We start from the raw sequence: 24,314 nt of genomic DNA on the forward strand, positions 1-24,314 counted from the left end.
GGCAAGGCCCGTTACCGATGGGACGCCGGCCGAAGGCGCGGCCTCTCCGCTCGGCCGGTCAGGATGCATTGGCGCAGATCGCGAACGGGCGGAAAACCGCAGTGAACTGGCTGTTGTTAAAGAACAACAGGTTCCACCCCGTATTTGTGGCGTTCGGTGCGGATGTAACGTTAGAGACGACGCTGTCTTCAGCCGAAATACCACCGGACAACAGCTGATATCCCCCGGAAATCACCACCGTCCCGGCGGGGCACAAAGCTCCTCCGCTCGCGACATTCACCCCTCCGCGCACCGTGATGTCGGGTCCGGTGACGACCTCATAGCCCGAGACTCCCGCAGGCCCCACCCGATCGGCTGCACCCGCAGGCCCCGCCGGGCCCGCAGGACCGGGAGGCCCCGCCACCTGGCTCTGCCGAGGCTCCCCGTCCGAGGCCAGGAGCGCGTGCCGCGTGCTCAAGGTCTGCGCCGTCGCGTCTGAGTTCTGCCAGTTGTACGGCAGCGCCGACGATGTCGTCTGCGTCTTCTGCACCGGCGTCAGCACCTCGGTGAGATCCCGCAGCATGTTCTGCTTCTGATTCACACCCTGACGCCCGTGTTGCCGCTGCTTGTCCTTGCTCTTGTTCTCGTCCTTCTGACTCGGGTCTGACGATGAGAGGAGCGAACGGCCAGGCGAAGGTGTCCATTGCGAACGGGGGAGGCGGCCTCACGTGCAGCACTGACAGATTCGACGGCGGCAATGTCACTGACGGAGACGGCACCTGCGGCCAGCACCGTGCCGATTGCGAAAACCCTGAACAGGCTGCCAAGCGTGGGCAACGTGATCTCCTCTTAATGGGATTTCACACATAGGTGTGCGACGTCGGAATTTCCCCGAAGACACCCGTCGACCGCGGGTCTCCCGGCACGGATCATCTTGCATCCGTTCATTTGCTGCGCTTACGCCGACACACAGGCGCCGGACGCCGCCACCCGTTTGTTTGTCGCGTTATTAATGCGGCTTTCGAGGGGGTCCGCGACCACGGAAGCCGCGACCGGGCTCGACATCCGCCCTGCACGAGGGCGGCGATGATTTTCACGACGAACGGCGGACATCGCAAAACAAGGGCGCCACCTGCACAGATAGCGGCATCTTCGGACGCGATAGGCGCCCTCGAAAGGATCCGTTCCGGAAAAGGTGGTTTCCGCTCTCCCCACGGCGGTAGCGAAGTAAGAGACCGACCAAGCGAGAGACAAGGAGAAGCACGTGATCACTCACGAGCAGATCCCCATGGTGCTCGGCAACCCGGTCCGCGACCTGAACGGCGACAAGATCGGCGAGGTCGCGCAGGTCTTTCTCGACGACGCGACCGGACGGCCGAAGTGGCTCTGCGTCAAGACCGGACTTCTCCACACCAGGAAGACCTTCGTCCCACTGCACAAGGCGAACCTGACGGCCGGCCACGTCGAGGTCCCGTACGACAAGGAGCGCGTCAAGAGCGCGCCCCACGTGGACCTGGACGCCGACGGGCACCTGTCCGCAGAGCAGGAGCGTGCGCTCTGCCGTCACTACGACATGGACTGGGACGCCGCCTGGGAACGCGCCAACAGGCCCGGCAGCCTCACCGGCTGGGCCGACAGCGCCGGGCGACGTGAACGCGAACGGCTGAGGATCGGCGCGGACGGACCCCGGACCTACACGGACGGACCCCGGACCTACACGGACTACGCCGTGACCCGTGGCGGGGATCGGTACGGCGTGGACGACCCGGCGCTCGGCTCCAGGGACCGGCTGGACGCCGAGATCCCCGGCACCCGCCCGGGTGAGCCGCTGGGGCCGCGAGACCCCGAGACGCTGCCCGAGCAGCTGTTCGGCGCGGGCGACCCCTCGCGTACGACGAGCGAGTGGTATGGCACGGAGGACCCGGCCGCCCGATCACAGGAACGGTTCGGCACCGGCGATCCGATGACGAACGCCGGTGACCGGTTCGTCGTCTACCGGGACGCCCGTGATCTGGACGTCAGCCGCCGGGACATCCCCGGACGGGACGAGCCGGGCCTCTGACCGGAAGAACCCGAACCGGCTCAGTCGTCGTCGACGACCTCGCCGTGCACCACGCGGCCCCGGCCCGCCGCGGCCGGCCCGCGGAAGCCGTCCGCCTCGTCGAACCCCGCGCCCCGGCCGAACCCCGGAGTCCCGTCGAACAGCGGCGCGTACGGCGATCGGGCGGCGAGTGAGCGCACCCGGCGGCCGAGGAACCACGACACCCAGCGCCGGGCGATCGGCCGGGTGAACGGCAGGATCATGAAGAACCCGAACACGTCGCTGAGGAAGCCGGGGGTCATCAGGAGGGCGCCGCCGGCGACGATCAACGCGCCGTCGGCGAGCTCCTTGTCGGGCATGCGCCCCGACTCGATGGCCGAGCGCAGCGCCGCCCACGCCCTCCGGCCCTCACGGCGCACCAGCCAGGCGCCGAGGATGCTGTCGGCGATGAGCAGGGCGACGGTCTCCCATCCCCCGATCACGGATCCCACCTGGATCAGGAACCAGATCTCCAGGACGGGAATCACGAGGAACGCGAGGAACAGCCCGATCCGCACCATGTCTTGCCCCACTCACCCGGCACTCGTACGTCTGCGTCAACGCTCCCGCGGCCGTGGGGGTTCCTGTGGATCGCGTTTATCGCCGCGGGCGAAACCGCTCCCCCAGCCCGCTGATCCCCCAGATGGCCACGCGCCAGAAGGCCTCGAAGATGATCTTCCGGCTCATCTTGCTGCTGCCCACGGTACGCTCCACGAACGTGATGGGCCTCTCGGTCACCCGCAGGCCCTGCCGCACGGTGCGGAGCGTGAGGTCCACCTGGAAGCAGTAGCCCTGCGACTCGACGTCGTCCAGCCCGATCTTCTCCAGCGTGGCCGCGCGGTAGGCGCGGAAGCCCGCGGTGGCGTCGCGCACCGGGATGCCGAGCACCAGCCGGACGTAGGTGTTGGCCCCCCGCGACAGCAGCTCGCGCGAGACCGGCCAGTTGACGGTCTTGCCGCCGGGCACCCACCGGGAGCCGATCGCCAGGTCGGCGCCGCCGGCCACCGCGTCGAGCAGCTTGTGCAGCTCCTCGGGCTGGTGGGAGCCGTCGGCGTCCATCTCCACCAGCACGTCGTAGCCCTCGGCCAGGCCCCAGTGGAACCCGGCGATGTAGGCGGCGCCCAGCCCCTGCTTGCTCGTCCTGTGCATGACGTGGACGTGGTCGTCCGCCTCGGCCAGCTCGTCGGCGATCCGGCCGGTGCCGTCGGGGCTGTTGTCGTCGGCCACGAGGAGGTGCACGTCGGGCAGCGCCTCACGGAGGCGCCGGGTGATCAACGGGAGGTTCTCCCTCTCGTTGTATGTGGGGACGATCACGAGCACCCGCCCGGGGGTCCGCTCCATCAGCTCTTCCTCCGCCCAGAGATGGCCGCCACCGTCGCTCCGGCTCCCATGAGTATCATGATCCACTCCGGCAGCGCACCTACCTCCGCCGCCACCGTGTTCTTCGTCCTGACGGGGACGTCCAGGACGTTCATCCCCGCCACCAGCTCGCCGGTACGCCAGCCGACCCGGCCGTCGGGGCCGACGTACGCGGAGATGCCCGTGGTCGCCGCGGTGACCACGGCCCGGTTGAACTCCACCGCCCGCAGCTGCGACATCGCGAGCTGCTGCGGCGGCAGGTTGGTGAGGGCGTAGCTGGCGTTGTTGGTCTGCACGACCAGCGGCGTGCCGCCGGCCAGCACCGTGTCGCGCACCGTGCTGTCGAACGCCACCTCGTAGCACTCCACCGTGCCGATCGTCACCGGCCCCATCCGCAACGCGCCCGGCTTGTCCCCGGCGACCGACTGCCGGCCGACGAGCTGCGCCCGCGACGACAGCGCCAGGAACAGGTCCTTCATCGGGGTGTACTCGCCGAACGGCACCAGCCGCCGCTTGTCGTAGTACACGCCCGGGCCGGTGACCGGATCCCAGACCACGCCGCGGGTGGCCCGGTTCTCGGTGCCGATCTTGACCACCGCGCCGACGAGGATCGGCACGCCGATGTCCTTCGCCGCGGAGTCGATCACCTGCCGGGCGTACGCGCTGGTGTAGGGATCGATGTCGGTGGAGTTCTCCGGCCACACCACGATGTCGGGCCGCTGCAGCTTCCCGGCACGCACGGCCTCGGCCATCCGGTGCGTCTCGTCGGCGTGGTTGCGCAGCACGACGGCGGGCTCGTCGCCGAGGAAGTACATCCCCCGCCCAGGGACGTTGCCCTGGATGACACCGATCCGCACTGTCCTGCCTTCGTCGCCGGGCCGGGGCACGACCAGCCCCAACACCGGTACGGCTATCGCGGCGAGGAGCGTTCCGGCAAGCACCCGGTCGGCCCGCCACCTCGGCGGACGCCGCGTGACCAGCGCCGCGAGCAGGGCCCCCGTGAGGGCGACCGTGAAACTTACAAGCGGGGCGCCGCCCAGCGCGGCGAAGCCGGTGTACGGCGACTCGCCCTGGCTGAAGGCCAGCCGCGCCCAGGGGAAGCCCCCGACGGGGAACAGCCCGCGGGCCCACTCCTGCAGGACCCACAGGCAGGCCACCCAGAGCGGCCACAGCCGCAGCCGCATGACGAGGACGGCCAGACAGGCCAGGGCGGCCCAGAACAGGCTCTCGATGCCCGACAGGGCCAGCCAGGCGTCGTCCCCGATCGGGCGGACCCAGGCCAGCGTCGGCAGCAGGAACGCGAGCGCCCCGGCGTACCCGATCCACGCGGCCCGGCGCAGCCGCAGGCCATGCAGCGCGAGGGCGAGCAGCGCGACGCCCACCGGCGCGCAGAACCACCACCCGAGGGGCGGGAAGGCGAGATAGAGCACCAGGCCGCCCACGACGGAGGCGGCGAGGCGGATCAGCACGCCCGGCACCCGCGGCTTCGGCGCCCCGGCGGCGGGCGGAGCCGCGTCCTGTGCCGTCTTCAGTGCCACGGGCTCGCCTCTCCTCGCGTGTCGGTCGTCCTGACGCAAAAATCATTCCAGGTCAGGGTCGCAGACGGCGGCGCAGCCCGCCAAACCGTCTCCGCCACTTTACGGGCGGCGTCCAAGGGCGATCACACGGACGAAGAGACGAAAAAAGGAAGGAGGCCCGGGCGGCCCTTCGGACCGGTTCCGTCCCGTCGGCGGCGGGCGCGGAGCTCCGTTGTCTACTGGGCGCCCGGGCCCCTCCTGGGTCCAACCCCCCGGCCGGATGGGGTGCCCCGCCTCGGCGGGACGCCACCCTGCGCCTGGTGTGCTGACGGAGTCACGCTCCGTCATCGACGCAGAGGTCGGCGACGCCATAGAACGGCCAACCGGTCAGTCCCGTGCTGGACTGCGCAGCAAACTACCGACCTCAGCGCAGATGTCAACCGCGTCCCGATCAGCGGAAACACCACATTTCCGCAGGTGGGAGCGGTGTCGCTTCAGCGACGTTCGAGACCGTTCAGAACCTCGGGCAATTCGTCCACGTGGACGACGCCGAGGCGGCTCGTGGCCCGGGTCAGCGCGACGTAGAGGTCGCTCGGGCCGCGCGGCGACTCGCGCAGGATCCGGCCGGGCTCGACCACGATCACCGAGTCGAACTCCAGCCCCTTGGCCTCGGTCACCGACAGCACCGCCACGGGCGCGTCCAGCGCGGCCGGGCCGGGGCCGGTGGCCGCCTCGGGAACGGCACCCCGTACGATCGTCCCGATCTCCTCGGTCATCCCCGCCGGGGCGACGACCACCAGGCGGCCCTCCCCCAGGACCCCCGACGCGGCCTCCGCCGCGACCACCGGGCCCGCCTCCGCGAGGCCGGCGACCCGCAGGGCCCACGGCCGCTCGCCCGTCTCCCGCACCGACTCCGGCGCCTTCAGGTCGGGGCCGACGAGTTCGAGCACGCGGGCGGCGACCTCCATCAGCTCGGCGGGGGTGCGGTAGTTGACGCTGAGGTGCTCCTCGCGCCAGCGGCCCGTGACGTACGGGTCGAGCACCCGGGCCCAGCTCGCCGCGCCCGCGGCCGACCCGGTCTGGGCGATGTCGCCGACGATCGTCATGGAGCGGCTCGGGATGCGGCGCATGACCATCCGCCAGGCCATCTCGGACAGCTCCTGGGCCTCGTCCACGATCACGTGCCCGAAGGCCCACGTGCGGTCCCTGGCGGCCCGCTCGGCGGTGGTGAGATAGGTCTCCTCGGCCTGCTGCCGTTCGGCGAAACGCTCGGCGTCCATGATGTCGGCCAGGCCGGTCAGCTCCAGCACCTCGCGGGCGTAGGCGATGCGCTCCTCGCGCTCCTGCTCGGCGCGGCGCGCGGCCCGCAGCACCCCCTCGTCGATGTCCCCGAGCAGCTCGGCGGCCTCGTCGAGCAGCGGCACGTCGGCTGGGCTCCACCAGGTCTCCCCCGCCTTCTCCCCCGGTCTGGGCGGCTCGCGCAGCAGCAGGTCGCGCTCCGGCGCGCCCAGCCCGGCCGCCGCCATGCGGTCGCGGTCGGTGAACAGGCCGATCAGCAGTTGCTGCGGCGTGAGGTAGGGCCACAGCCGGTTGAGCGCCACCCGCACCGGTTCCTCGGTGCGCAGGTCCTCGCGCAGATCGGCGAAGTCGGCGTCGTCGAGGTTGCCGCGGCCCAGGTGGCGGGCGGCCTGCCGGGTCAGCACGGTCAGCAGGTGCCGCACGAAGACGGCCCTGGCCTGGTTGTGCGGGCGGCGCGAGCGGCCGGCCTTCGACCGGGCCGCCTCCAGCGTCTGCCGGTCGAGCTTCAGTGTGAACTTGTCGAGCTTGATCTCGATGGGTGTGCGCGGCATCCGCTGCCGCTCCCGTACGGCCCGGGCGATCACGTCGGCCATCGCGATGCGGCCCTTGACCGCCGCGGCCTCGGGCGGCTCCTCCCGGGTGGCGGTGACGCCCGGGTACAGCTCGCCCACGGTGGACAGCAGCACGTCGGTCTCGCCGAGGGACGGCAGCACCTGCTCGATGTAGCGCATGAAGGTCGGGTTGGGCCCGAGGATCAGCACGCCCCGGCGTTCCAGGCGCTCCCGGTAGGTGTACAGGAGGTAGGCGGCGCGGTGCAGGGCCACCACGGTCTTGCCGGTGCCGGGGCCGCCCTGGACGACGAGCACGCCGTTCAGGTCACTCCGGATGATCTTGTCCTGCTCGGCCTGGATGGTGGCCACGATGTCGCGCATGCGGCCGGTGCGCTTCTCGCCGAGTGCGGCCAGCAGCGCCGCCTCGCCGTTCAGGGAGGCCCGGTCGGCGTCGGTGAGGCTGTCGAGGTCGAGCAGGTCGTCGTCGATCGCGGTGACCCTGCGGCCCCGCGTGTGCAGGTGGCGCCGCCGGGTGACGCCCATCGGGGCGGCCGGGGTGGCCCGGTAGAACGGCTGCGCCACCGGGGCCCGCCAGTCGATCAGCAGCCGGTGCTGGTCGTCGTCCGACAGCCCGATGCGGCCGATGTAGAGCCGCTCGCCCTCCGCGTGGTCGAGCCTGCCGAAGCACAGGCCGTTCTCCACCGCCCACAGGCGGGCCAGCCGCTGGGTGTACATGACGGCGAAGCTGTCGCGCTCCGAGCGGTTCTGGTGGGTGCCGAAGGCCCCCTGGGCGAGCACGGCGTCGAGCTGCCCGCGCGTGCGCTCCCGCAGCACGTCGAGGCGCTCGTACAGCGCGGCGACGTACTTCTGCTCCCGGGCCAGCTCGCCCGTCGAAGACTCTGGCATAGGCCGACAGATTCTACGTGCCGTGCCGCCCTTCTCCCGCATCGGGCGCGGCGGCTCACGGACGCGTCACAGATGGATCTCGGCGCGGATCACGCCCTTGACGGCGTCCCGGCCCGTTCGTACGGTCGCAGCCATAGTTAGGAAACTTTCCTAACCCGCTTCGTGGGAGAACGCATGACCCGGCCCATCGCGGGGACGCCCAGCCTGCTGCGCGCGATCAACGACCGCGCCGCGCTGATGGTCCTGCTCGAACGCGGCCCGCTGACCCGGCCCGAGCTGGGGGCGCTCACCGGCCTGTCCAAGCCGACCGCCTCCCAGCTCCTGGCCCGGCTCCAGGAGGCCGGCCTGGTCGTCCTGGACGGCATCCGCGAGGGCCTGCCGGGCCGTACGGCCGAGCTCTACCGGATCAACCCCCGCGCGGCGCACGTGGCCGCGCTGGACGTCACGCCGGCGCGCATCGCGGCGGCGGTCGCGGACGTCACCGGCGCGGTCGTCGCCGAGCACCGGCTGGCCACCCCGGGCCGCGCCGCCGGCGACGTGGTCGAGCGGGTCCGGGCCGCGCTCACCGGGGCGTGCGGCCCGGCCGGGCTCGACCCGACGGAGCTGAGCCGGGTGGTCCTCGGCATCGGCGGCGCCGTCGACCCCTCGACCGGCAGGCTCGGCTACGCCGCCCACATCCCGGGCTGGCACATCCCCGACCTGATCGGGACCCTGCGCGACGGGATCGGCGTGCCGATCGACGTGGAGAACGACGTCAACCTCGTCGCGCAGGCCGAACGGTCCCGGGGCAGCGCCCGGGGCCACCAGGACTACGTGCTGCTGTGGGCCGACGAGGGCATCGGCGCGGCCCTGGTCATCGGCGGCCGCCTCCACCGCGGGGCGACCGGCGGCGCGGGCGAGGTGGGCTACATGCCCGTGGTCGGCGCCCCCACCGCGCGGGACGTCGGCAGGCGGGCCAACCACGGGTTCCAGGCGCTGTCGGGCGGCCCGGCCGTGCTCGCCCTCATGCGGGCACACGGCGTGCGCGGCTCCACGCCGAGCGGCGCCGTACGCAACGCGGTCGCCCTGGCGGCTCGCGGCGGCCCGGACGGCGAGAGCGCGCGCGAGGCCCTGCGCGACCTCGCCGCCCGTCTCGCGATGGGGCTGGCCGCGATCACGGCCGTGGTCGACCCCGAGATCGTCGTGCTGTCGGGCGGCGTGCTGCTCGCCGGCGGCGAGGTCCTGCGGGAGGCGGTCGAGCGGGAGCTGCACGCGCTCACCATCCCCAGGCCTCGTGTGCTGCTGTCCACCCTGGAGGGCAACCCGGTTATCGCCGGAGCCCTCGACCTCGCCCTCGGGGCCGCACGCGAGGAGCTGTTCGGGCCCGTCAACGGGCCCGTGAACGGCCCTAGGAACGGCCCTGTGAGCGGCGCGGTGAACACATCCCCTTCCACCCGTTAGGGAGGCACCCCCCATGAAACGCCTTCTCTCCCTCCCCGTGGCACTCTCCGTCGGGGCCGGGCTGGCCGCGCTCACCGCCTGTACGGCGGGCACCGAGAGCGGGCCGCCCAAGGTGGCCCAGAGCGGGGCGAGCCACGAGCCGGTCACCATCGAGTTCTGGCACGGCTTCAGCGCCGACAACGAGCTCAAGGCCTTCGACGACACCCTCGCCGGTTTCCAGAAGAAGTTCCCGTGGATCACGGTCAAGGCGACCAAGGCCGTCCAGGACAGCCAGATCCTGCAGTCCGTGCGCGGCGGCAACCCGCCCGACGTGGCCCTGTCGTTCACCACCGACAGCGTCGCCGAGTTCTGCAAGGCCGGGATCTTCCAGGACCTCAACCCCTACCTGAAGGCGAGCGGCATCGACCCGGCGTCGCTGTTCCCGAAGGTGATCGCCGAATACACGGAGTATCAGGGCAAGCGCTGCGTGATGCCCATGCTGGCCGACGCGTACGGCCTCTACTACAACAAGGCGCTGATGAAGGGCCACGAGCCGCCGAAGACGATGAGCGAGCTGGCCGACCTCGCCAAGACGCTGACGGTCAAGGACGACAAGGGCGACATCAAGGTCGCCGGGTTCGTCCCGACCAGCCAGATGTACGAGAACGCCCCCATCCACACCGGCGTGATGGTCGGCGCGAAGTGGACCAACCCCGACGGCACCTCGGCCATCGGCTCCGACCCCCAGTGGAAGAAGCTGATGACCTGGCAGAAGGACCTCACCGAGTGGTACGGCTACGACAAGCTTGAGAAGTTCCGCAAGAGCTTCGGCGACGAGTGGTCGGCCGAGAACCCGTTCAACACCGGCAAGGTCGCCATGGCCATCGACGGCGAGTGGCGCACCGCCATGCTCGCCGCCGACGCGCCCGGCCTCGACTACGGCACCGCGCCGCTGCCGGTGGCCGACGACCAGGCGCAACGGTACGGCGCGGGCTACATCACCGGCACCGTCATCGGCGTCCCCCGCGGCGCCAAGCACGCCGAGGCCGCCTGGGAGCTGGTGAAATACCTCACCACCGACACCGACTCGCTGGTGACGCTCTCGAACGCGATCAGGAACGTGCCGAGCACACTGCCCGCGCTCCAGTCGCCCGGCCTGAAGAAGGACCCGAACTTCCAGACCTTCCTCGACGTCTTCGCCAACCCGAACAGCACGACGGTGCCGGCTCACGTCAACTCCGTCTTCAACCAGCAGACGCTGCAGGAGGCGCAGATCAAGTGGGAGTCGGGCCGGGCGTCCGACCTCGACGCGCTGCTCGCCGACGTGGACAAGAAGATCAACGAGAAGCTCAAGCTGACGGCGGGCGGCTGAGCCTCGATGCGTGGCAATCTGCGCGCCCTGCTCTACCTGTCCCCCTGGCTCGCCGGGTTCGCGATCTTCTTCGTCTACCCGCTGGTGTCCACGGTCTACTTCTCCTTCCAGCGGTACGACCTGTTCACTCTGGAGCCCGTCGGGCTGCTCAACTGGGAGTACTTCTTCAAGGACCAGGCGGCCTGGACGGCGATCCGCAACACGCTGTGGCTCGTCGTGGTGATGGTCCCGCTGCGGGTGCTGTTCGGCCTCGGCGTCGCCCAGCTCGTGACCAGGATCAAGGCCGGCGCCGGGGTCTACCGCACGATCTTCTATCTGCCGGCCCTGGTGCCGCTGGTGGCCGGGACGCTGGGGTTCGTGTTCCTGCTCAACCCCGGCACCGGGCCGGTGGACGCGATCCTCTCGGCGGCCGGGCTGCCCGCGCCCGACTGGTTCGGCGACCCCGCGTGGTCGAAGTGGGGGCTCACTCTGCTGGGCCTCTGGTCGGTCGGCGACCTGATGGTCATCTTCATGGCCGCCCTGCTCGACGTGCCGAAACAGCTCTACGAGGCCGCGGCCATCGACGGCGCGAACGGCTGGCGGCAGTTCACCTCGATCACGCTGCCGGTGATCCGGCCGGTGCTGATGTTCGCCTTCATCACCGGGGTGATCCAGACGCTGCAGTACTTCACCCAGGCCGAGGTCGCCGCGCGGGTCGCGTCCGGGGCGACCGACTCGGCCGGGTCGGTCTTCACCCCCGGCTACCCCGACCAGTCCACGCTGACGTTCCCCCAGTGGCTGTTCCAGCAGGGCTTCCGCGACTACGCGATGGGCTACGCGTGCGTGCTCGCACTGGTGCTGTTCGCGGTGGCGATGGTGTTCACGCTCATCCTGCTGCGGCAGTTCCGCTTCACCGAGGAGGAATCGTGACCCCGACAGCGAGACGGACCGCGCTGCTGTGGGTCGCCCGGCACGCGCCGGCCATCGCGCTCGCGCTGATGTTCCTCGGCCCGCTGGTGTTCATCGCGCTCACGGCCCTGATGACCGACCGGCAGGCGCTCACCTCCGACCTGTGGCCGCACACCTGGAACTGGGGCAACTTCGCCGAGATCTTCGAGAAGGCGCCGCTGCTGACCTGGATCCGCAACACGCTGCTCTACTCGGTGCTCGCCACCGCGTTCATGCTGGTGTCGTCGATCCCCGTGGCGTACGCGCTGGCGCGGTTCCGCTTCCGCGGGCGGCGGCTGGCGTTCCTGCTGGTCATCACGATGATGATGCTGCCGCCGCAGGTCGTGGCCGTGCCGATCTACCTGATCTGGGCCCGCTTCCACCTGACCGGCACGCTGTGGCCGCTGATCCTGCCGATGCTGCTCGGCGACGCGTTCTCGATCTTCCTGCTGCGCCAGTTCCTCGTGACGATCCCGCGGGAGTACTCCGACGCGGCGAAGGTCGACGGCTGCGGCGAGTTCCGCACGCTCGTGCGGGTGGTCCTGCCGATGGCCCGCCCGGCCATCGCCGCGGTGGCGCTCTTCCAGTTCTTCTACTGCTGGAACGACTACTACGGACCTCTGCTGTACGCCGGTACCGACCTGGACAACTGGACGCTGTCGCTGGGGCTGGCGGCGTTCCGGTCGGTGCACCGCGTGCAGTGGAACCTCACCATGGCCGCCACGCTGCTGGCCATGGCCCCGGTGATCATCGTGTTCTTCTTCGCCCAGAAGGTCTTCATCGAGGGCGTCAAGCTGACGGGAGTCAAATGAAGCTGGCCGTTGTCGGGGGCGGTTCCACGTACACGCCGGAGCTGATCGACGGTTTCGCCCGCCTGCGCGGTGAGCTGCCGCTGTCGGAGATCGCGCTCGTCGACCCCGACGAGCACCGGCTCGCGACGGTCGCCGGGATGGCCCGGCGGATGCTCGCCCGCGCCGGGCATCCCGCCGCGCTGACCACCTCCACCCGCGTGGAGGACGGCGTCGCCGGGGCCGCGGCGGTGCTGCTCCAGCTGCGCGTGGGCGGCCAGGCCGCCAGGAACGTCGACGAGACCCTGCCGCTGGAGTGCGGCTGCGTCGGGCAGGAGACCACGGGCGCCGGGGGCCTCGCCAAGGCCCTGCGGACCGTGCCGGTGGTGCTCGACATCGCCGAGAAGGTGCGCGCGCACGCGCCCGGCGCGTGGATCGTCGACTTCACCAACCCCGTCGGCATCGTCACCCGGGCGCTGCTCGACGCCGGGCACCGGGCCATCGGGCTGTGCAACGTGGCCATCGGGTTCCAGCGCCGCTTCGCCGCCCTGCTCGGCGTGGCCCCCGAGCGGATCGCGCTCGGTCACGCCGGGCTCAACCACCTCACCTGGGAGCGGTCGGTCCTGCTGGACGGCGTGGACGTGCTGCCCCGCCTGCTGGACGAGCACGGCGAGGGCATCGCCGAGTCGGTCGGCCTGCCGGTGGAGCTGGTCCGCCACCTGCGCGCCGTGCCGTCGTACTACTTGCGGTACTTCTACGAGCACGACCGCGTGGTGGCCGAGCAGCGCAGCTCGCCGTCCCGGGCGGCCGAGGTCGCGGCGATGGAGTCGGCGCTGCTGGAGATGTACGCCGACCCGGCCGTGGACACCAAGCCCGACCTGCTGAACAAGCGCGGCGGCGCCTTCTACTCGGAGGCCGCCGTCGCCCTGGTCGCCTCGCTCATGGGCGACCGCGGGGACGTGCAGGTCGTGAACACCCGCAACAACGGCACGCTGCCGTTCCTCGACGACGACGCGGTGATCGAGGTGCCGGCCGCCGTTGGAGCCGCCGGGGCCGCCCCGCTGCCCGTCGAGCCCGTGGAGCCGCTCTATCGGGGCCTGATCGCCCACGTGTCGGCGTACGAGTCGCTGGCCCTGGAGGCGGCCCTGGACGGCGGCGAGGACCGCGTCAGGGACGCGCTGCTGGCCCATCCGCTGGTCGGGCAGGCGTCCCTCGCCGACGGCCTCGCCACGCGCCTCGTGGAGGCCAACCGCGCCTTCCTGCCGTGGGCGGTGGCGCGGTGACCGCGGCGCGCACGGTGCTGGCGGTGGACGGCGGCAACAGCAAGACCGACGTCGCCCTCGTCCGCGAGGACGGGACCGTGCTCGCCACGGCGCGCGGGCCCGCGTTCCTGCCGCAGAGCGCCGGGGCCGCCGCCGCCGTCGAGGTGATCGGCCGGACCGTGCGGCGCGCCCTCGCCGGCGGTACCGCCTCGCCGCCGTACGCCGACCACGTCGCGGCCTACCTCGCGGGCGCGGACCTGCCGGTGGAGGAGGAGGTGCTGCGGGCCGAGCTGCTCACACGCGGCTACGCCGCCGACGTCGCCGTGGGCAACGACACGTTCGCCCTGCTGCGGGCCGGCTCGTCCACCGGATGGGGCGTGGCCGTGGTCTGCGGCGCGGGGATCAACGCGGTCGGGGTCTCCGCTGCCGGGCGGATCGCCCGGTTTCCGGCGCTCGGCCGCGTCAGCGGCGACTGGGGCGGCGGGCACCACCTGGCCGAGGAGGCCTTCTGGCACGCCGTGCGCGCCGAGGACGGCCGCGGCGCCGCTACCGTGCTCACCGAGGTCGTGCGCGCGTGCTTCGGCACCGCCACGGTCGAGGAGGCCGTCATCGGCCTGCACGTCGGCGACCTGCCGGCCGACCGGCTGCACGCCCTCGTGCCGCCCCTGCTCGCGGCCGCCGCGGACGGCGACACGGTCGCCTGCTCGCTGGTGGAGCGGCAGGCCGAGGAGGTCGCGCTGCTCGGCGTCGTCGCCATGCGGCGGCTCGGCCTGCTCGCCGCGCCCTGCGAGGTCGTTCTCGGCGGCGGCGTGCTGACGGCCCGGCATCCCCTGCTGACGTCGCTGATCGAACGGCACTACGCCGAACGCGCGCCGCTCGCCCGGCTCGTCATCGCCGACGTGCCGCCGATCGTGGGCGCCGCCCTGCTCGGCCTCGACCGCCTCGGCGCGCCCTCCGAGGCCCACGCCCGGGTGCGTGCGCACTTCCTCAGGGACCCTCAGCCCTCGGCGGCGTCCTCCTCCGGCTCCTTCTCGATCACCGGCGAGCGGTAGTCGTACGGCGTGCTCAGGACGACGGTCGTGCGCGTGCTGACGTTGGCCGACGCGCGGATCTGCTGGAGCAACTCCTCCAGTGCCAGCGGGGACGCGACGCGGACCTTGAGAATGTAACTTTCATCACCCGCGACGCTGTGACACGCCTCGATGGCGGTCAGATGGCTCAGCCGCTCCGGCGCGTCGTCCGGGGCGGAAGGGTCGATCGGCTTGATCGAGACGAACGCGGTCATCGGAAGCCCGATCTCGTCGTAGTCCACGAGAGCGGCGTATCCGCGGATGACACCACGCTTTTCCAGCCTGCGGACCCGCTGGTGCACTGCGGAGACCGACAGCCCGGTCTCCTTGGCCAGATCGGTGAAGCTCATCCGGCCGTCAGTCGCCAGCAGGGTGACGATTCGGCGATCGATCTCCTCCACCCCAGCAACGGTAGCGCCGCCCAGGACTGTCTCGTCCCGAAGCCACCGAAATGCCGCCCAACCAGGACCGGCGGCAGGCGCCCGCGATCACGCGTCGGCGGCCAGCGCCCTCACGTCGGGGTGCATGCCGGGGGTCGCCAGCACGAGCGCGGCGAGCGAGCCGAGGATCGTCACCGGCCGCGTCCTCGACGCCTCCACGGCGGCCAGGTAGCGCCAGGCCACCAGCTCGGCCACGTCGCCACGCGCGTCCGGGTCCACCCAGGCCGTGGCGATCATCGCCAGCAGGGCCGCCTCGGTCACCCAGTCCTCCGGCCCGTACGCCAGGTCGGTCAGCACGCTCCGGCGCGCGGATTCGGCCCACGCCTGGCCGGCCCGGTGGTGGGCGATGCCCAGGCAGGCCCACGCCTGGACCTGCCTGATCCACAGCGGCACGGCCGCGGGCTCGCCGTACGGCGACAGCGGCGGGTGGGCGAGCACGCCGAGCAGATCGTCGAGAGACAGGCCCGATAGGCGCACGGCGTGGTCGTAGGCGGCCGGCAGGTGCGGCCAGCGCAGCGCCGCGACGGCGGCGACGGCCTCCTGCGCCTCCCCGGACGGCGGCGGCACGGCGGGCACGGCCGTCATGTCCTGATAACGCCACACCCGCCGGGCCACACTCCGCACCGGGCCGTGGCCGTACACCTCGGGCACGGTCAGCCGCGCGTCGGGGTCCGGCGCGCCGGCGACCGTCACCGCGAAGCCGGGCACGACCAGCGAGAAGGCGAGCAGCGCGCTGGGCGGCTCGGGGGCGGAGACCGTGAGCGCGCCGCCGGCCGGGACGTCCTCCTGCTCCACCACCTGGTAAAGCACGTCGATCACCGACTCGGTCGGACCGGGGACGCGTCCCAGCCACAGGCGCAGCCCGCAGTGCTCGCCGAGCACCGCGTCGCCGTGCTCGTTGCCGGGGTCGTCGCGCAGGTGGTCGGCGAGCTCCACCAGGTGCCGGACGTCCCCGTCGCGCTCGAAGCGCATGCCGCAGGCGGCCGGATAGGCGTTCGGGTGCCGGGGCTCACGCCGCAGCGCGCGCTCCACCCACTCCAGGCCCTCCTCCGGGCGGCCGCTGCTGTGCAGCATCTCGCCGATGTCGGTGTACAGGGCCAGGTTGGCGGGGTCGTGCTCCAGCGCCCGCACCATGGCCCGCTCGGCCTCGGGCCACCGCTGCAGGTCGCGGCACGCGTACCCCTCGGCGAGGGCGGCCTGGAAGGACGGCGTGAGCGCGTAGGAGCGGGCGGCCAGCTCCGCCGCCTCCTCGGCCTCCCCCACCCGGCGCAGGAGGAGCGAGGCCAGCCACAGCAGCGACGCGTCGTCCGGGTGGGCGCGCAGCCCGCCCCGCACCAGGGCGACGTACGGCGCCAGCGCCTCGCGGCCGTCCTCCGGCACGGTGCCGGGCAGCCCGGAGGCCAGCAGCGAGACGAGCGAGCACAGGTCGCCGGGCGGGATCCGCCCGGGCAGCTCGGGGTCGAGCACCCAGGGGACGTGCGCCCAGCGCCCCTCCGGCTCGTGCCGCTGCACCGAGACCAGCAGGCGCAGCGCGGCCACGTGCTCGCCCCGCGCGGCCAGCGCGTGGGCGCGCGCCAGCGCGGTGCCGAGGAAGACGGGCTCGTCCAGCGGGAACAGGTCCGGCCCGCCGCCCGGCCCGGCCAGCAGCCGCGCCAGCATCTCGTGCGCCTCGGGCAGGGCGGGGTCGTGGGCCAGTGCCGCCGCGACGTGCGCGGCGGCGTGCCCGGTCTCCCCGTCGGCCAGGGCCAGCCGCGCCATGCTGACCTCGCCCTCGGCCTGGGCGCGGGGATCGTCCATGCCCTCGTCGATGCCCTCGTGCGTCATGCGTCCTCCGATCCGGCAGTCGTGATCATCACTCTGCCAGAGGGGGCCGGAGCGGCGCAGAGCGCGATCGTGGGCATCAGTCCACGACGACGAGGTCTCTGGTCGTGTGGTTCACCCGCTCTCCGGCGGTCTCGCCGCAGACGACGATGTCCTCGATCCGGGCGCCGTGCCGTCCGGGCAGGTAGATGCCCGGCTCGACGGAGAACGCGAACCCGGGTCGCAGCTCCTCGGTGTTGCCCGCGACGATGTACGGCTCCTCGTGGGTCTCCAGGCCGATGCCGTGCCCGGTGCGGTGGACGAAGTATTCGCCGTACCCCGCTTCGGCGATCACCTCGCGGGCGGCGGCGTCCACCGACTCGCAGGTCACGCCGGGCCTGACGTGGGCGCAGGCGGCCTCCTGGGCGCGCCTGAGCACCTCGTAGTAGGCCACGTAGTCGGCCGGGGGCTCGCCCACGCAGTAGTTGCGCGTGGAGTCCGAGCAGTAGCCGCTCGGCATGACGCCGCCGATGTCGACCACGACGGGCTCCCCGGGCCGGATGACGCGGTCGCTCAGCTCGGCGTGCGGGCTGGCGCCGTTCGGACCGGAGCCCACGATCACGAAGTCGACCCGGGCGTGTCCCGAGTCGATGATCGCTTCCGCGATGTCCTTGCCGACCTCGCGCTCGGTGCGCCCGGCCTTCAGAAACCGGGGCACCAGATTGTGCACGGCGTCGATGGCCGCGCCCGCCTCCGCGAGCGCCGCCTTCTCCGCGGGCGACTTGCGCATCCGCAGGTCACGCAGGACGCTCCCGGCCAGCACCTGCTCGGCCTCGGGCATGACCGAGCGGAACCGCAGCGACTGCATCGCCCACATGCGGTCGGCGAGCCCGATCCGGGCCACCGGGCCCAGGCGGCGGGCCACCTCGGCGTACGGGTCGTCGGTCTCGTCCCACGCGACGAACTCGATGCCGAGCCGGGAGGCGGGCGAGTGCTCGGCGGCGGGCAGCTCCAGGCGCGGCACCACCAGGAACGGCTCGCCGGACGCCGGCACGACCAGGCAGGTCAGCCGCTCCAGCGGCAGCGCGTCATAGCCGGTCACATAGCGCAGGTCGGGGCCCGGCGTCAGCAGCAGCGCGTCGAGGCCCGCGCGTTCGACGGCCTCGCTCACCGCCGCGGGACGGGTCGTGGGATACAGGTCGGAGGACTCCAAGGACGTCGTTGTCACGCGACCTAATCTAACCAGCAGCGCCCAAGACGACGTACGCAGGTGCGCATACCACAGCCGCCACGCGGGCGAGCTCCGCTGGGCTCTGGCTTATTCCACGGCATAGAAGAAAAGCAACCCCGGGGTGGATGCCAGACTGCTACGCTCCGCGTCAGGGCGATCACAGAACGTCCGTACGGCAGTGCAAGAGCGGCATCGAGAGCGAGACAAATGGTCGGCGTAGTGGGCGGCACGAGGCCCGCCCTTCCCCCCGCGGACGACCGCGACCCGGGCACGACGCCCGGCGCCGTCCCCGCCGACACCCTCATGATCCAGAAGGGCATGGTCCAGGACCTCGCCGGACGACGGTGGGCGGAGCGCCGGGACCGCGTGGCCGAGGAGCGCCGGGTCACCCTGGCGCTGCGGGAGGCGATCCTGCCCGAGCCCGGCGCGTCGATCGACCTGCCCTACGCCCGGATCGCGGTCCGCTACGTCCCGGCGGGCCGTGCGTCGAGCCTCGGCGGGGACTGGTACGACGCCGCGCCGCTGCCCGACGGGCGCATGTTCCTCGCGGTGGGCGACGTGTCGGGGCACGGCCTGCCCGCGATCGCCGAGATGGCCCAGCTGCGTCACGCGCTGCTCGGCCTGAGCATGACGGGCGCCTGCCCCGGCAGGCTGCTGACGTGGCTGAACACCCTCGTCCTCACCCGGCTGGACGACACCACGGCGACGGCGGTGTGCGGCCACTTCGACCCGGCGACCCGCCTTTTCACGTGGGCACAGGCGGGCCACCCCGCCCCGATCCTGGTGCGTCGCGGGGGCGCGCGCCAGCTCGGGGCGCCCCGGGGAGTCGTGCTCGGGGCGACGTCGAGCCTGCCGTACGGGGTGGCCGACGTCCGCCTCGAGCCCGGCGACCTGCTGCTGATGTTCACCGACGGCCTGGTCGAGCGCCGCTCGCGCGACATCGGCGCCGGGGTGTCCCTGATCCTGGACGCGGCCGTGACGACCGGGCTCGGCACGGCGGGAGCGGACCTCGACGCGGGCCTCGACCGCCTGCTGGAGGCCATCGGCGGCCCCAACCCCGAGGACGACACCTGCCTGCTGGCCGTGGCGGTGACCGAAGAGGGTCCGCAGCGCGCCTGACAGGCGTGACAATGGCAGGGTGCTGATGCTTCTCGACACCCCGTCGCTGTATTTCCGCGCCTTCTACGGGATCCCGGAGTCGGTGACCTCGCCGGACGGCATGCCGGTCAACGCGGTGCGCGGGCTCCTCGACATGATCGCCACCCTGGTCCGGCAGCACTCCCCCGCCCAGGTCGTGGCCTGCATGGACGCCGATTGGCGGCCGGCGTTCCGGGTGGCCGCGATCCCGTCCTACAAGGCGCATCGGGTGGCGAGCGGCGACGAGGAGGAGGTGCCGGACACGCTGGCCCCGCAGGTCCCGGTCATCGAGGAGGTGCTCGACGCGCTCGGCATCGCCCGCGTCGGCGTCGCCGGATACGAGGCCGACGACGTGATCGGCACCTACGCGACCGCCACGACCGGCGCCGTGGACATCGTCACCGGCGACCGCGACCTGTTCCAGCTCGTCGACGACGAGAAGCCCTGCCGCGCCCTTTACACAGTAAGGGGAATCCGCAACCTCCAGATCATCGACGAGGCGTTCGTCCGGGCGAAGTACGGCATCCCGGGCCGGGCGTACGCCGACTTCGCGACGCTGCGCGGCGACCCGAGCGACGGCCTGCCCGGTGTCGCCGGCATCGGCGAGAAGACGGCGGCGGCCCTCATCACGCGCTTCGGGTCGCTGTCCGCGCTGCTCGCCGCGCTGGACGACGGGAGCGCCGACGGCTTCCCCGCGGGCGCGCGCAACAAGCTCGCCGCCGCCCGCGACTACCTGGAGGTCGCCCCCGCCGTGGTCCGGGTGGCCCACGACGCCCCCGTCCCGGACGTCGACATCACGCTGCCCGCCGCGCCGCGCGACCCCGAGCGGCTGGTCGCGCTGTCGGAGAAGTACGGCCTGGACAGCCCGCTCAACCGCCTGCTCGCCACACTGACCCGGTAAGGGCGTTTACAGCCCGATATGTCCACACTCGGGTAGGTTGATCGCGTGCCGTACACGACGATCCGTCTCCCGGACACCGCGGACGGGCTCCGCGACGGGTTCACCCGGATCCGCAGCGAGTTCCACCTGCCGGACGGCTTCCCCGCCTCCGTACGGGAGGAGGCCGAGCGGGCCGCGGCGGCCCCGGCCGCACCGCGGGAGGACCACACCGGCCTGCCGCTGGTCACCATCGACCCGCCCGGCTCGATGGACCTCGACCAGGCGCTGTGCATCGAGCGACGCGGGACGGGATACCGCGTGTGGTACGCGATCGCGGATGTCGCGGCGTTCGTCCGGCCCGGCGGGGCGATCGACGCCGAGGCGCGGGTGCGCGCCGAGACCGTCTACATGGCCGACGGCCGCGTGCCGCTGCACCCGCCGGTCCTGTCGGAGGGCGCGGCCAGCCTGCTGCCCGGGCGGACCCGCCCCGTGGCCCTGTGGCGGCTCGACCTCGGGTCCGACGGGGAGATCGAGGCGGTGGACCTGCGCCGGGCGCTGGTGCGCAGCCGGGAACGGCTCGACTACGAGACGGTCCAGGCCGCCGTCGACACCGGCAGGGCGGAGGGGACGCTCGCGCTGCTGGCCGAGGTGGGGCCGCTGCGGCTGGAACGGGAGCGGGCCAGGGGCGGGCTGTCCCTGCCGACCCCCGAGCAGCAGGTGATCCACGACGGCGACGGCGGCTATCGGGTGGAGTTCCGCACCAACCTCCCCTGCGAGGCGTGGAACGCCCAGATCTCGCTGCTCACCGGCATGGGGGCGGCCCGGATGATGCTGGACGCGGGCGTCGGCGTGCTGCGGGTGCTCCCCGAGGCGGGCCCGCAGGACGTCGGCAAGGTCCGCAGGGTCGCCGACGCGCTCGGCGTGCCCTGGCCCGACGGCACGTCGTACGCCGAGGTCGTGCACGGGCTCGACCCGAAGATCCCCGGCCACGCCGCCTTCCTGCACGAGTCGACGGTGCTGCTGCGCGGCGCGGCCTACGTCGCGTTCGACGGCACGCCGCCCGGCCACGCGGTGCACGCCGCGATGGGGGCGCCGTACGCGCACGTCACCGCGCCGCTGCGGCGGCTGGTCGACCGGTTCGCCACCGAGGTCTGCCTGGCCGTGGCCGCCGGCCGCCCGGTCCCCGAGGAGGTCGCCCAGGCGCTGCCCGAGCTGCCTGAGCAGATGGCCATGGGCGGCAGGAGGGCCGGCGCGGTGGAGCGGGCCTGCGTGGACCTGGTCGAGGCCGCGGTGCTGCACCCCAGGATCGGCGAGGTCTTCGAGGCGGTCGTCGTCGACGTCACCGACGGAAAGCCCGGCGGGCAGGTGCAGGTCACCGAGCCCGCCGTCATCGCCCGCTGCGACGGCGAGCGCCTGCCGCTCGGCGAGCGCGTCCCCGTACGGCTCACGCGCGCGGACCCCGCCACCCGCGAGGTCCGCTTCACCGCCGTGTGAACCGGGCAAATCGAGTCGGCTCGTTGAGCCGGGTCAGCTCACCGACGAGTAGGCGACGACACCGCGGCGCATGGCGTCGATGGCCTTGACGGCGTTCTCGGCGACCTTGCTCCCCTTGGGCGCGGCGTCCCTGAGCTGGCCCAGCAGGTCGAGCAGCTGCTTGATCCAGCGGACGAAGTCGCCCGCCGCGAGGTCGCAGTCGGTCAGCACGGCGTCGAGGCTGTGGCCCTTGGCCCAGCGGAAGGCCGCCCAGGCGAAGCCCACGTCCGGCTCCCGGACGAACGACAGGCCGTGGTCCTCCTCGATGCCCTCCAGCTCGCCCCACAGCCGCGCCATCTCCCCGAGCGCGTCGCGCGCCGCCCCGGCCGGGATCTTGGGACTGCGGACGTCGTCGGCCTGCCGCGACTCGTACACCAGCGACGACACGCACGCGGCCAGCTCGGCGTGGTCGAGGCGGTCCCACACGCCCGCTCGCAGGCACTCGGCCGTGAGCAGGTCCAGCTCTGTGTAGAGCGAGGCGAGCCTGCGGCCCTGCTCGGTGACGGTCTCGCCCTCCAGGTAGCCGAGCTGGTCGAGCACGCCGCACACCCGGTCGAAGGTGCGGGCGATGACGTGCGAACGCCCCTCGACCCGGCGGCGCAGCCCCTCGGTCTCCCTGAGCAGCTTGTAGTAGCGCTCGGCCCAGCGGGCGTGATCCTCGCGCTCGTCGCAGCCGTGGCAGGGGTGCTGGCGCAGCTCCCGCCGCAGGCGCGTGATCTCCTCGTCCTCCTGGGCGTGGTCGCGCGCCCGCGGCGGCTTGCCGAGGTCGCGGTCGCCCAGCTTCGCGTGCACGGTCGAGACGAGGTTGGCCCGCTCCTTCGGGGAGCGCGGATTGAAGCCCTTCGGGATCCTGATCTTGTCGACCGGCTCGACCGGCACCGGGAAGTCCGCCGCCGACAGGCGCTTGACCTGCTTGCCGACCGTCAGCACGAGCGGCGCGGGGCCGTCGTGACCCCGGCCGTTGACACCGGGGTCGAGCACGACCGCGATGCCCGCGCGGCGCCCGCCCGGCACCCGGATGACGTCGCCGGGCTTGAGCGCCTCGAGGGACTGCACGGCCTGGGCCCGGCGAGCCGCCCCCCGCTGGCGCGACAGCTCGGCCTCGCGGTCCGACAGCCGCCTGCGCATCGCGGCGTACTCCTCGAAATCGCCCAGATGGCACGTCATCGCCTCGGCGTACCCCTCAAGGGCCTGCTCCGCCTTGCGGAGCTGGCGGGCCAGCCCGACCACGGCCCGATCGGCCTGGAACTGGGCGAAGGAGTCCTCCAGCAGGGTCCGCGCCCGTTCCCTGCCGACCTGCCCGACGAGGTTGACCGCCATGTTGTACGACGGCTTGAAGCTGGAGCGCAGCGGATAGGTGCGGGTGCCGGCGAGACCGGCGACCGCGAGCGGGTCCATCCCCGGCTGCCAGACCACGACCGCGTGGCCCTCGATGTCGATGCCGCGCCTCCCGGCCCGGCCGGTGAGCTGGGTGTACTCCCCCGGGGTCAGGTCGGCGTGGGTCTCGCCGTTCCACTTGTCGAGCTTCTCGATCACGACGGACCTGGCCGGCATGTTGATGCCGAGCGCCAGCGTCTCGGTCGCGAAGACCGCCTTCACCAGTCCCTTGGTGAACAGCTCCTCCACGACCTCCTTGAACGCCGGGAGCATACCCGCGTGGTGGGCGGCCAGCCCGCGCTCCAGGCAGTCGCGCCACTCCAGGTAGCCGAGCACCGCGAGGTCCTCGTCGGGCAGGTGCGCGGTGCGCTCGTCCACGATCTGGCGGATCTCGTGGCTCTCGGCCTCGGTCGTGAGGCGCAGCCCCGAATAGAGGCACTGCATGACGGCGGCGTCGCAGCCGTTCCTGGAGAAGATGAAGGTGATCGCCGGCAGCAGGCCCTCGGCGTCGAGCTTCTCGATCACGTCCGAGCGGCTCGGGGTCGTGCCCCGGCCGGGCCGCGAGTAGCCCCGCCTGCCCCTGGCCTGGGCCAGCCGCATCTCGTCGCGGGAGATCCGCATGAGCGACGGGTTGACCCGAAGGGTGCCGTCGCCCTCGTCGACGAAAAGGTCGTACATCTTGTTGCCGACGAGCATGTGCTGCCACAGCGGGACGGGCCGGTGCTCGTCCACGATGACCGTGGTGTCGCCGCGCACCTCGCCCAGCCATTCGCCGAACTCCTCGGCGTTGCTGACCGTCGCCGACAGGGCCACCACCCGCACCGACTCCGGCAGGTGGATGATGACCTCTTCCCAGACCGCGCCGCGGAACCGGTCGGCCAGGTAGTGGACCTCGTCCATGACCACGTAGCCGAGGCCGGTGAGGGTGTTCGAGCCCGCGTACAGCATGTTGCGCAGGACCTCGGTGGTCATCACCACGATCGGGGCGTCGCCGTTGACGCTGTTGTCGCCGGTCAGCAGGCCGACCTTGCTCGCGCCATAGCGCCTGACCAGGTCGTTGTACTTCTGGTTGGACAACGCCTTGATCGGCGTCGTGTAGAAGCACTTGCGGCCCTGCTCCAGCGCAAGATGGACGGCGAACTCTCCCACCACCGTCTTGCCCGACCCGGTCGGCGCGGCCACCAGCACGCCGTCCCCCGCTTCCAGCGCCCGGCAGGCGTCGATCTGGAACTCGTCGAGCTCGAAGTCGTAAAGTGCGCGGAACGAGGCGAGAGCGGGTCCGGATCCGGACTGCCCCTCGCGGAAGGCGGCATAGCGTTCCGCTGGCGTACTCATACCGTCAACCCTACCGATAACGGGATTCCGGGCGTCCGCGATCGGTGTTCCT

General features: G+C 72.2%; 19 protein-coding genes. 10 read left to right on the forward strand and 9 right to left on the reverse strand.

Annotated elements, in window-relative coordinates:
• Positions 1 to 58: 58 nt before the first annotated feature.
• Complete coding sequence (locus tag FLX08_RS11395; protein ID WP_142618692.1) at positions 59 to 580, reverse strand: hypothetical protein; 522 nt, start codon at positions 578 to 580, stop codon at positions 59 to 61.
• 663 nt (positions 581 to 1,243) lie between these two features.
• Between FLX08_RS11395 and FLX08_RS11400 the strand changes: the two genes are divergently transcribed.
• Entirely contained in the window at positions 1,244 to 2,041 is a 798-nt protein-coding gene (locus tag FLX08_RS11400) for a PRC-barrel domain-containing protein (protein ID WP_142618694.1), read from the forward strand.
• Between the two features lie 20 nt (positions 2,042 to 2,061).
• Here the strand turns inward: FLX08_RS11400 and FLX08_RS11405 are convergent, their stop codons facing one another.
• The 4 genes from FLX08_RS11405 to FLX08_RS11420 form a co-directional block, all read right to left on the reverse strand.
• Positions 2,062 to 2,580, reverse strand: a complete 519-nt coding sequence (locus FLX08_RS11405; RefSeq protein ID WP_142618696.1) for an FxsA family protein — start codon at positions 2,578 to 2,580, stop codon at positions 2,062 to 2,064.
• A gap of 76 nt (positions 2,581 to 2,656) precedes the next feature.
• Positions 2,657 to 3,400: a polyprenol monophosphomannose synthase gene (locus tag FLX08_RS11410; protein ID WP_142618698.1), complete on the reverse strand. Its 744-nt coding sequence runs from the start codon at positions 3,398 to 3,400 to the stop codon at positions 2,657 to 2,659.
• Positions 3,400 to 4,956: an apolipoprotein N-acyltransferase gene (gene lnt / locus FLX08_RS11415; RefSeq protein ID WP_244312554.1), complete on the reverse strand. Its 1,557-nt coding sequence runs from the start codon at positions 4,954 to 4,956 to the stop codon at positions 3,400 to 3,402. Before lnt ends, FLX08_RS11410 begins: the two co-directional genes overlap by 1 nt.
• 473 nt (positions 4,957 to 5,429) lie before the next feature.
• A complete protein-coding gene (locus FLX08_RS11420) occupies positions 5,430 to 7,691 on the reverse strand; it encodes a HelD family protein (RefSeq protein WP_142618699.1) in 2,262 nt (753 codons plus the stop codon).
• Between the two features lie 174 nt (positions 7,692 to 7,865).
• Between FLX08_RS11420 and FLX08_RS11425 the strand changes: the two genes are divergently transcribed.
• From FLX08_RS11425 to FLX08_RS11450, 6 genes are read left to right on the forward strand one after another with little or no spacing between them, the layout of a single operon-like run.
• Positions 7,866 to 9,131: an ROK family transcriptional regulator gene (locus FLX08_RS11425; protein WP_142618702.1), complete on the forward strand. Its 1,266-nt coding sequence runs from the start codon at positions 7,866 to 7,868 to the stop codon at positions 9,129 to 9,131.
• A 13-nt stretch (positions 9,132 to 9,144) separates the two neighbouring features.
• Positions 9,145 to 10,482 (forward strand): ABC transporter substrate-binding protein, encoded by a 1,338-nt coding sequence (locus tag FLX08_RS11430; RefSeq protein WP_142618704.1) that lies wholly within the window; start codon positions 9,145 to 9,147, stop codon positions 10,480 to 10,482.
• Between the two features lie 6 nt (positions 10,483 to 10,488).
• The gene (locus tag FLX08_RS11435; protein WP_142618706.1) at positions 10,489 to 11,391 is read left to right on the forward strand and encodes a carbohydrate ABC transporter permease; all 903 of its coding nucleotides are present in this window, start codon (positions 10,489 to 10,491) and stop codon (positions 11,389 to 11,391) included.
• Positions 11,388 to 12,221 (forward strand): carbohydrate ABC transporter permease, encoded by an 834-nt coding sequence (locus FLX08_RS11440; protein ID WP_142618708.1) that lies wholly within the window; start codon positions 11,388 to 11,390, stop codon positions 12,219 to 12,221. The genes FLX08_RS11435 and FLX08_RS11440 overlap by 4 nt, the downstream gene beginning before the upstream one ends.
• Positions 12,218 to 13,480: a 6-phospho-beta-glucosidase gene (locus FLX08_RS11445; RefSeq protein WP_142618710.1), complete on the forward strand. Its 1,263-nt coding sequence runs from the start codon at positions 12,218 to 12,220 to the stop codon at positions 13,478 to 13,480. Before FLX08_RS11440 ends, FLX08_RS11445 begins: the two co-directional genes overlap by 4 nt.
• Positions 13,477 to 14,511, forward strand: a complete 1,035-nt coding sequence (locus FLX08_RS11450; RefSeq protein ID WP_208761398.1) for an N-acetylglucosamine kinase — start codon at positions 13,477 to 13,479, stop codon at positions 14,509 to 14,511. Before FLX08_RS11445 ends, FLX08_RS11450 begins: the two co-directional genes overlap by 4 nt.
• Here the strand turns inward: FLX08_RS11450 and FLX08_RS11455 are convergent.
• The 3 genes from FLX08_RS11455 to FLX08_RS11465 all read right to left on the reverse strand — a co-directional run bounded on the left by FLX08_RS11455 (position 14,457) and on the right by FLX08_RS11465 (position 17,997).
• Positions 14,457 to 14,930 (reverse strand): Lrp/AsnC family transcriptional regulator, encoded by a 474-nt coding sequence (locus FLX08_RS11455; protein WP_030507112.1) that lies wholly within the window; start codon positions 14,928 to 14,930, stop codon positions 14,457 to 14,459. The two genes, FLX08_RS11450 and FLX08_RS11455, sit on opposite strands and share 55 nt — an antisense overlap.
• Positions 14,931 to 15,017: 87 nt before the next feature.
• Entirely contained in the window at positions 15,018 to 16,793 is a 1,776-nt protein-coding gene (locus FLX08_RS11460) for a tetratricopeptide repeat protein (protein ID WP_142618712.1), read from the reverse strand.
• A 76-nt stretch (positions 16,794 to 16,869) separates the two neighbouring features.
• Positions 16,870 to 17,997, reverse strand: coding sequence for a M24 family metallopeptidase (locus FLX08_RS11465; protein WP_244312555.1), 1,128 nt, complete (start codon positions 17,995 to 17,997; stop codon positions 16,870 to 16,872).
• Positions 17,998 to 18,207: 210 nt separating this feature from the next.
• Between FLX08_RS11465 and FLX08_RS11470 the strand changes: the two genes are divergently transcribed.
• From FLX08_RS11470 to FLX08_RS11480, 3 genes are read left to right on the forward strand one after another with little or no spacing between them, the layout of a single operon-like run.
• Complete coding sequence (locus FLX08_RS11470; RefSeq protein WP_142618714.1) at positions 18,208 to 19,119, forward strand: PP2C family protein-serine/threonine phosphatase; 912 nt, start codon at positions 18,208 to 18,210, stop codon at positions 19,117 to 19,119.
• A gap of 25 nt (positions 19,120 to 19,144) precedes the next feature.
• Positions 19,145 to 20,038, forward strand: a complete 894-nt coding sequence (locus FLX08_RS11475) for a 5'-3' exonuclease (RefSeq protein ID WP_142618915.1) — start codon at positions 19,145 to 19,147, stop codon at positions 20,036 to 20,038.
• A 45-nt stretch (positions 20,039 to 20,083) separates the two neighbouring features.
• On the forward strand, positions 20,084 to 21,511 hold the full coding sequence (locus FLX08_RS11480) for an RNB domain-containing ribonuclease (RefSeq protein ID WP_142618716.1): 1,428 nt from the start codon (positions 20,084 to 20,086) through the stop codon (positions 21,509 to 21,511).
• A gap of 33 nt (positions 21,512 to 21,544) precedes the next feature.
• On the opposite strand, the gene FLX08_RS11485 is transcribed toward FLX08_RS11480, so the two are convergent.
• Positions 21,545 to 24,262: a DEAD/DEAH box helicase gene (locus FLX08_RS11485; RefSeq protein ID WP_142618718.1), complete on the reverse strand. Its 2,718-nt coding sequence runs from the start codon at positions 24,260 to 24,262 to the stop codon at positions 21,545 to 21,547.
• Positions 24,263 to 24,314: the final 52 nt, after the last annotated feature.

It is taken from the genome of Microbispora hainanensis (genome assembly GCF_006874475.1).
Classification (GTDB): domain Bacteria; phylum Actinomycetota; class Actinomycetes; order Streptosporangiales; family Streptosporangiaceae; genus Microbispora; species Microbispora hainanensis.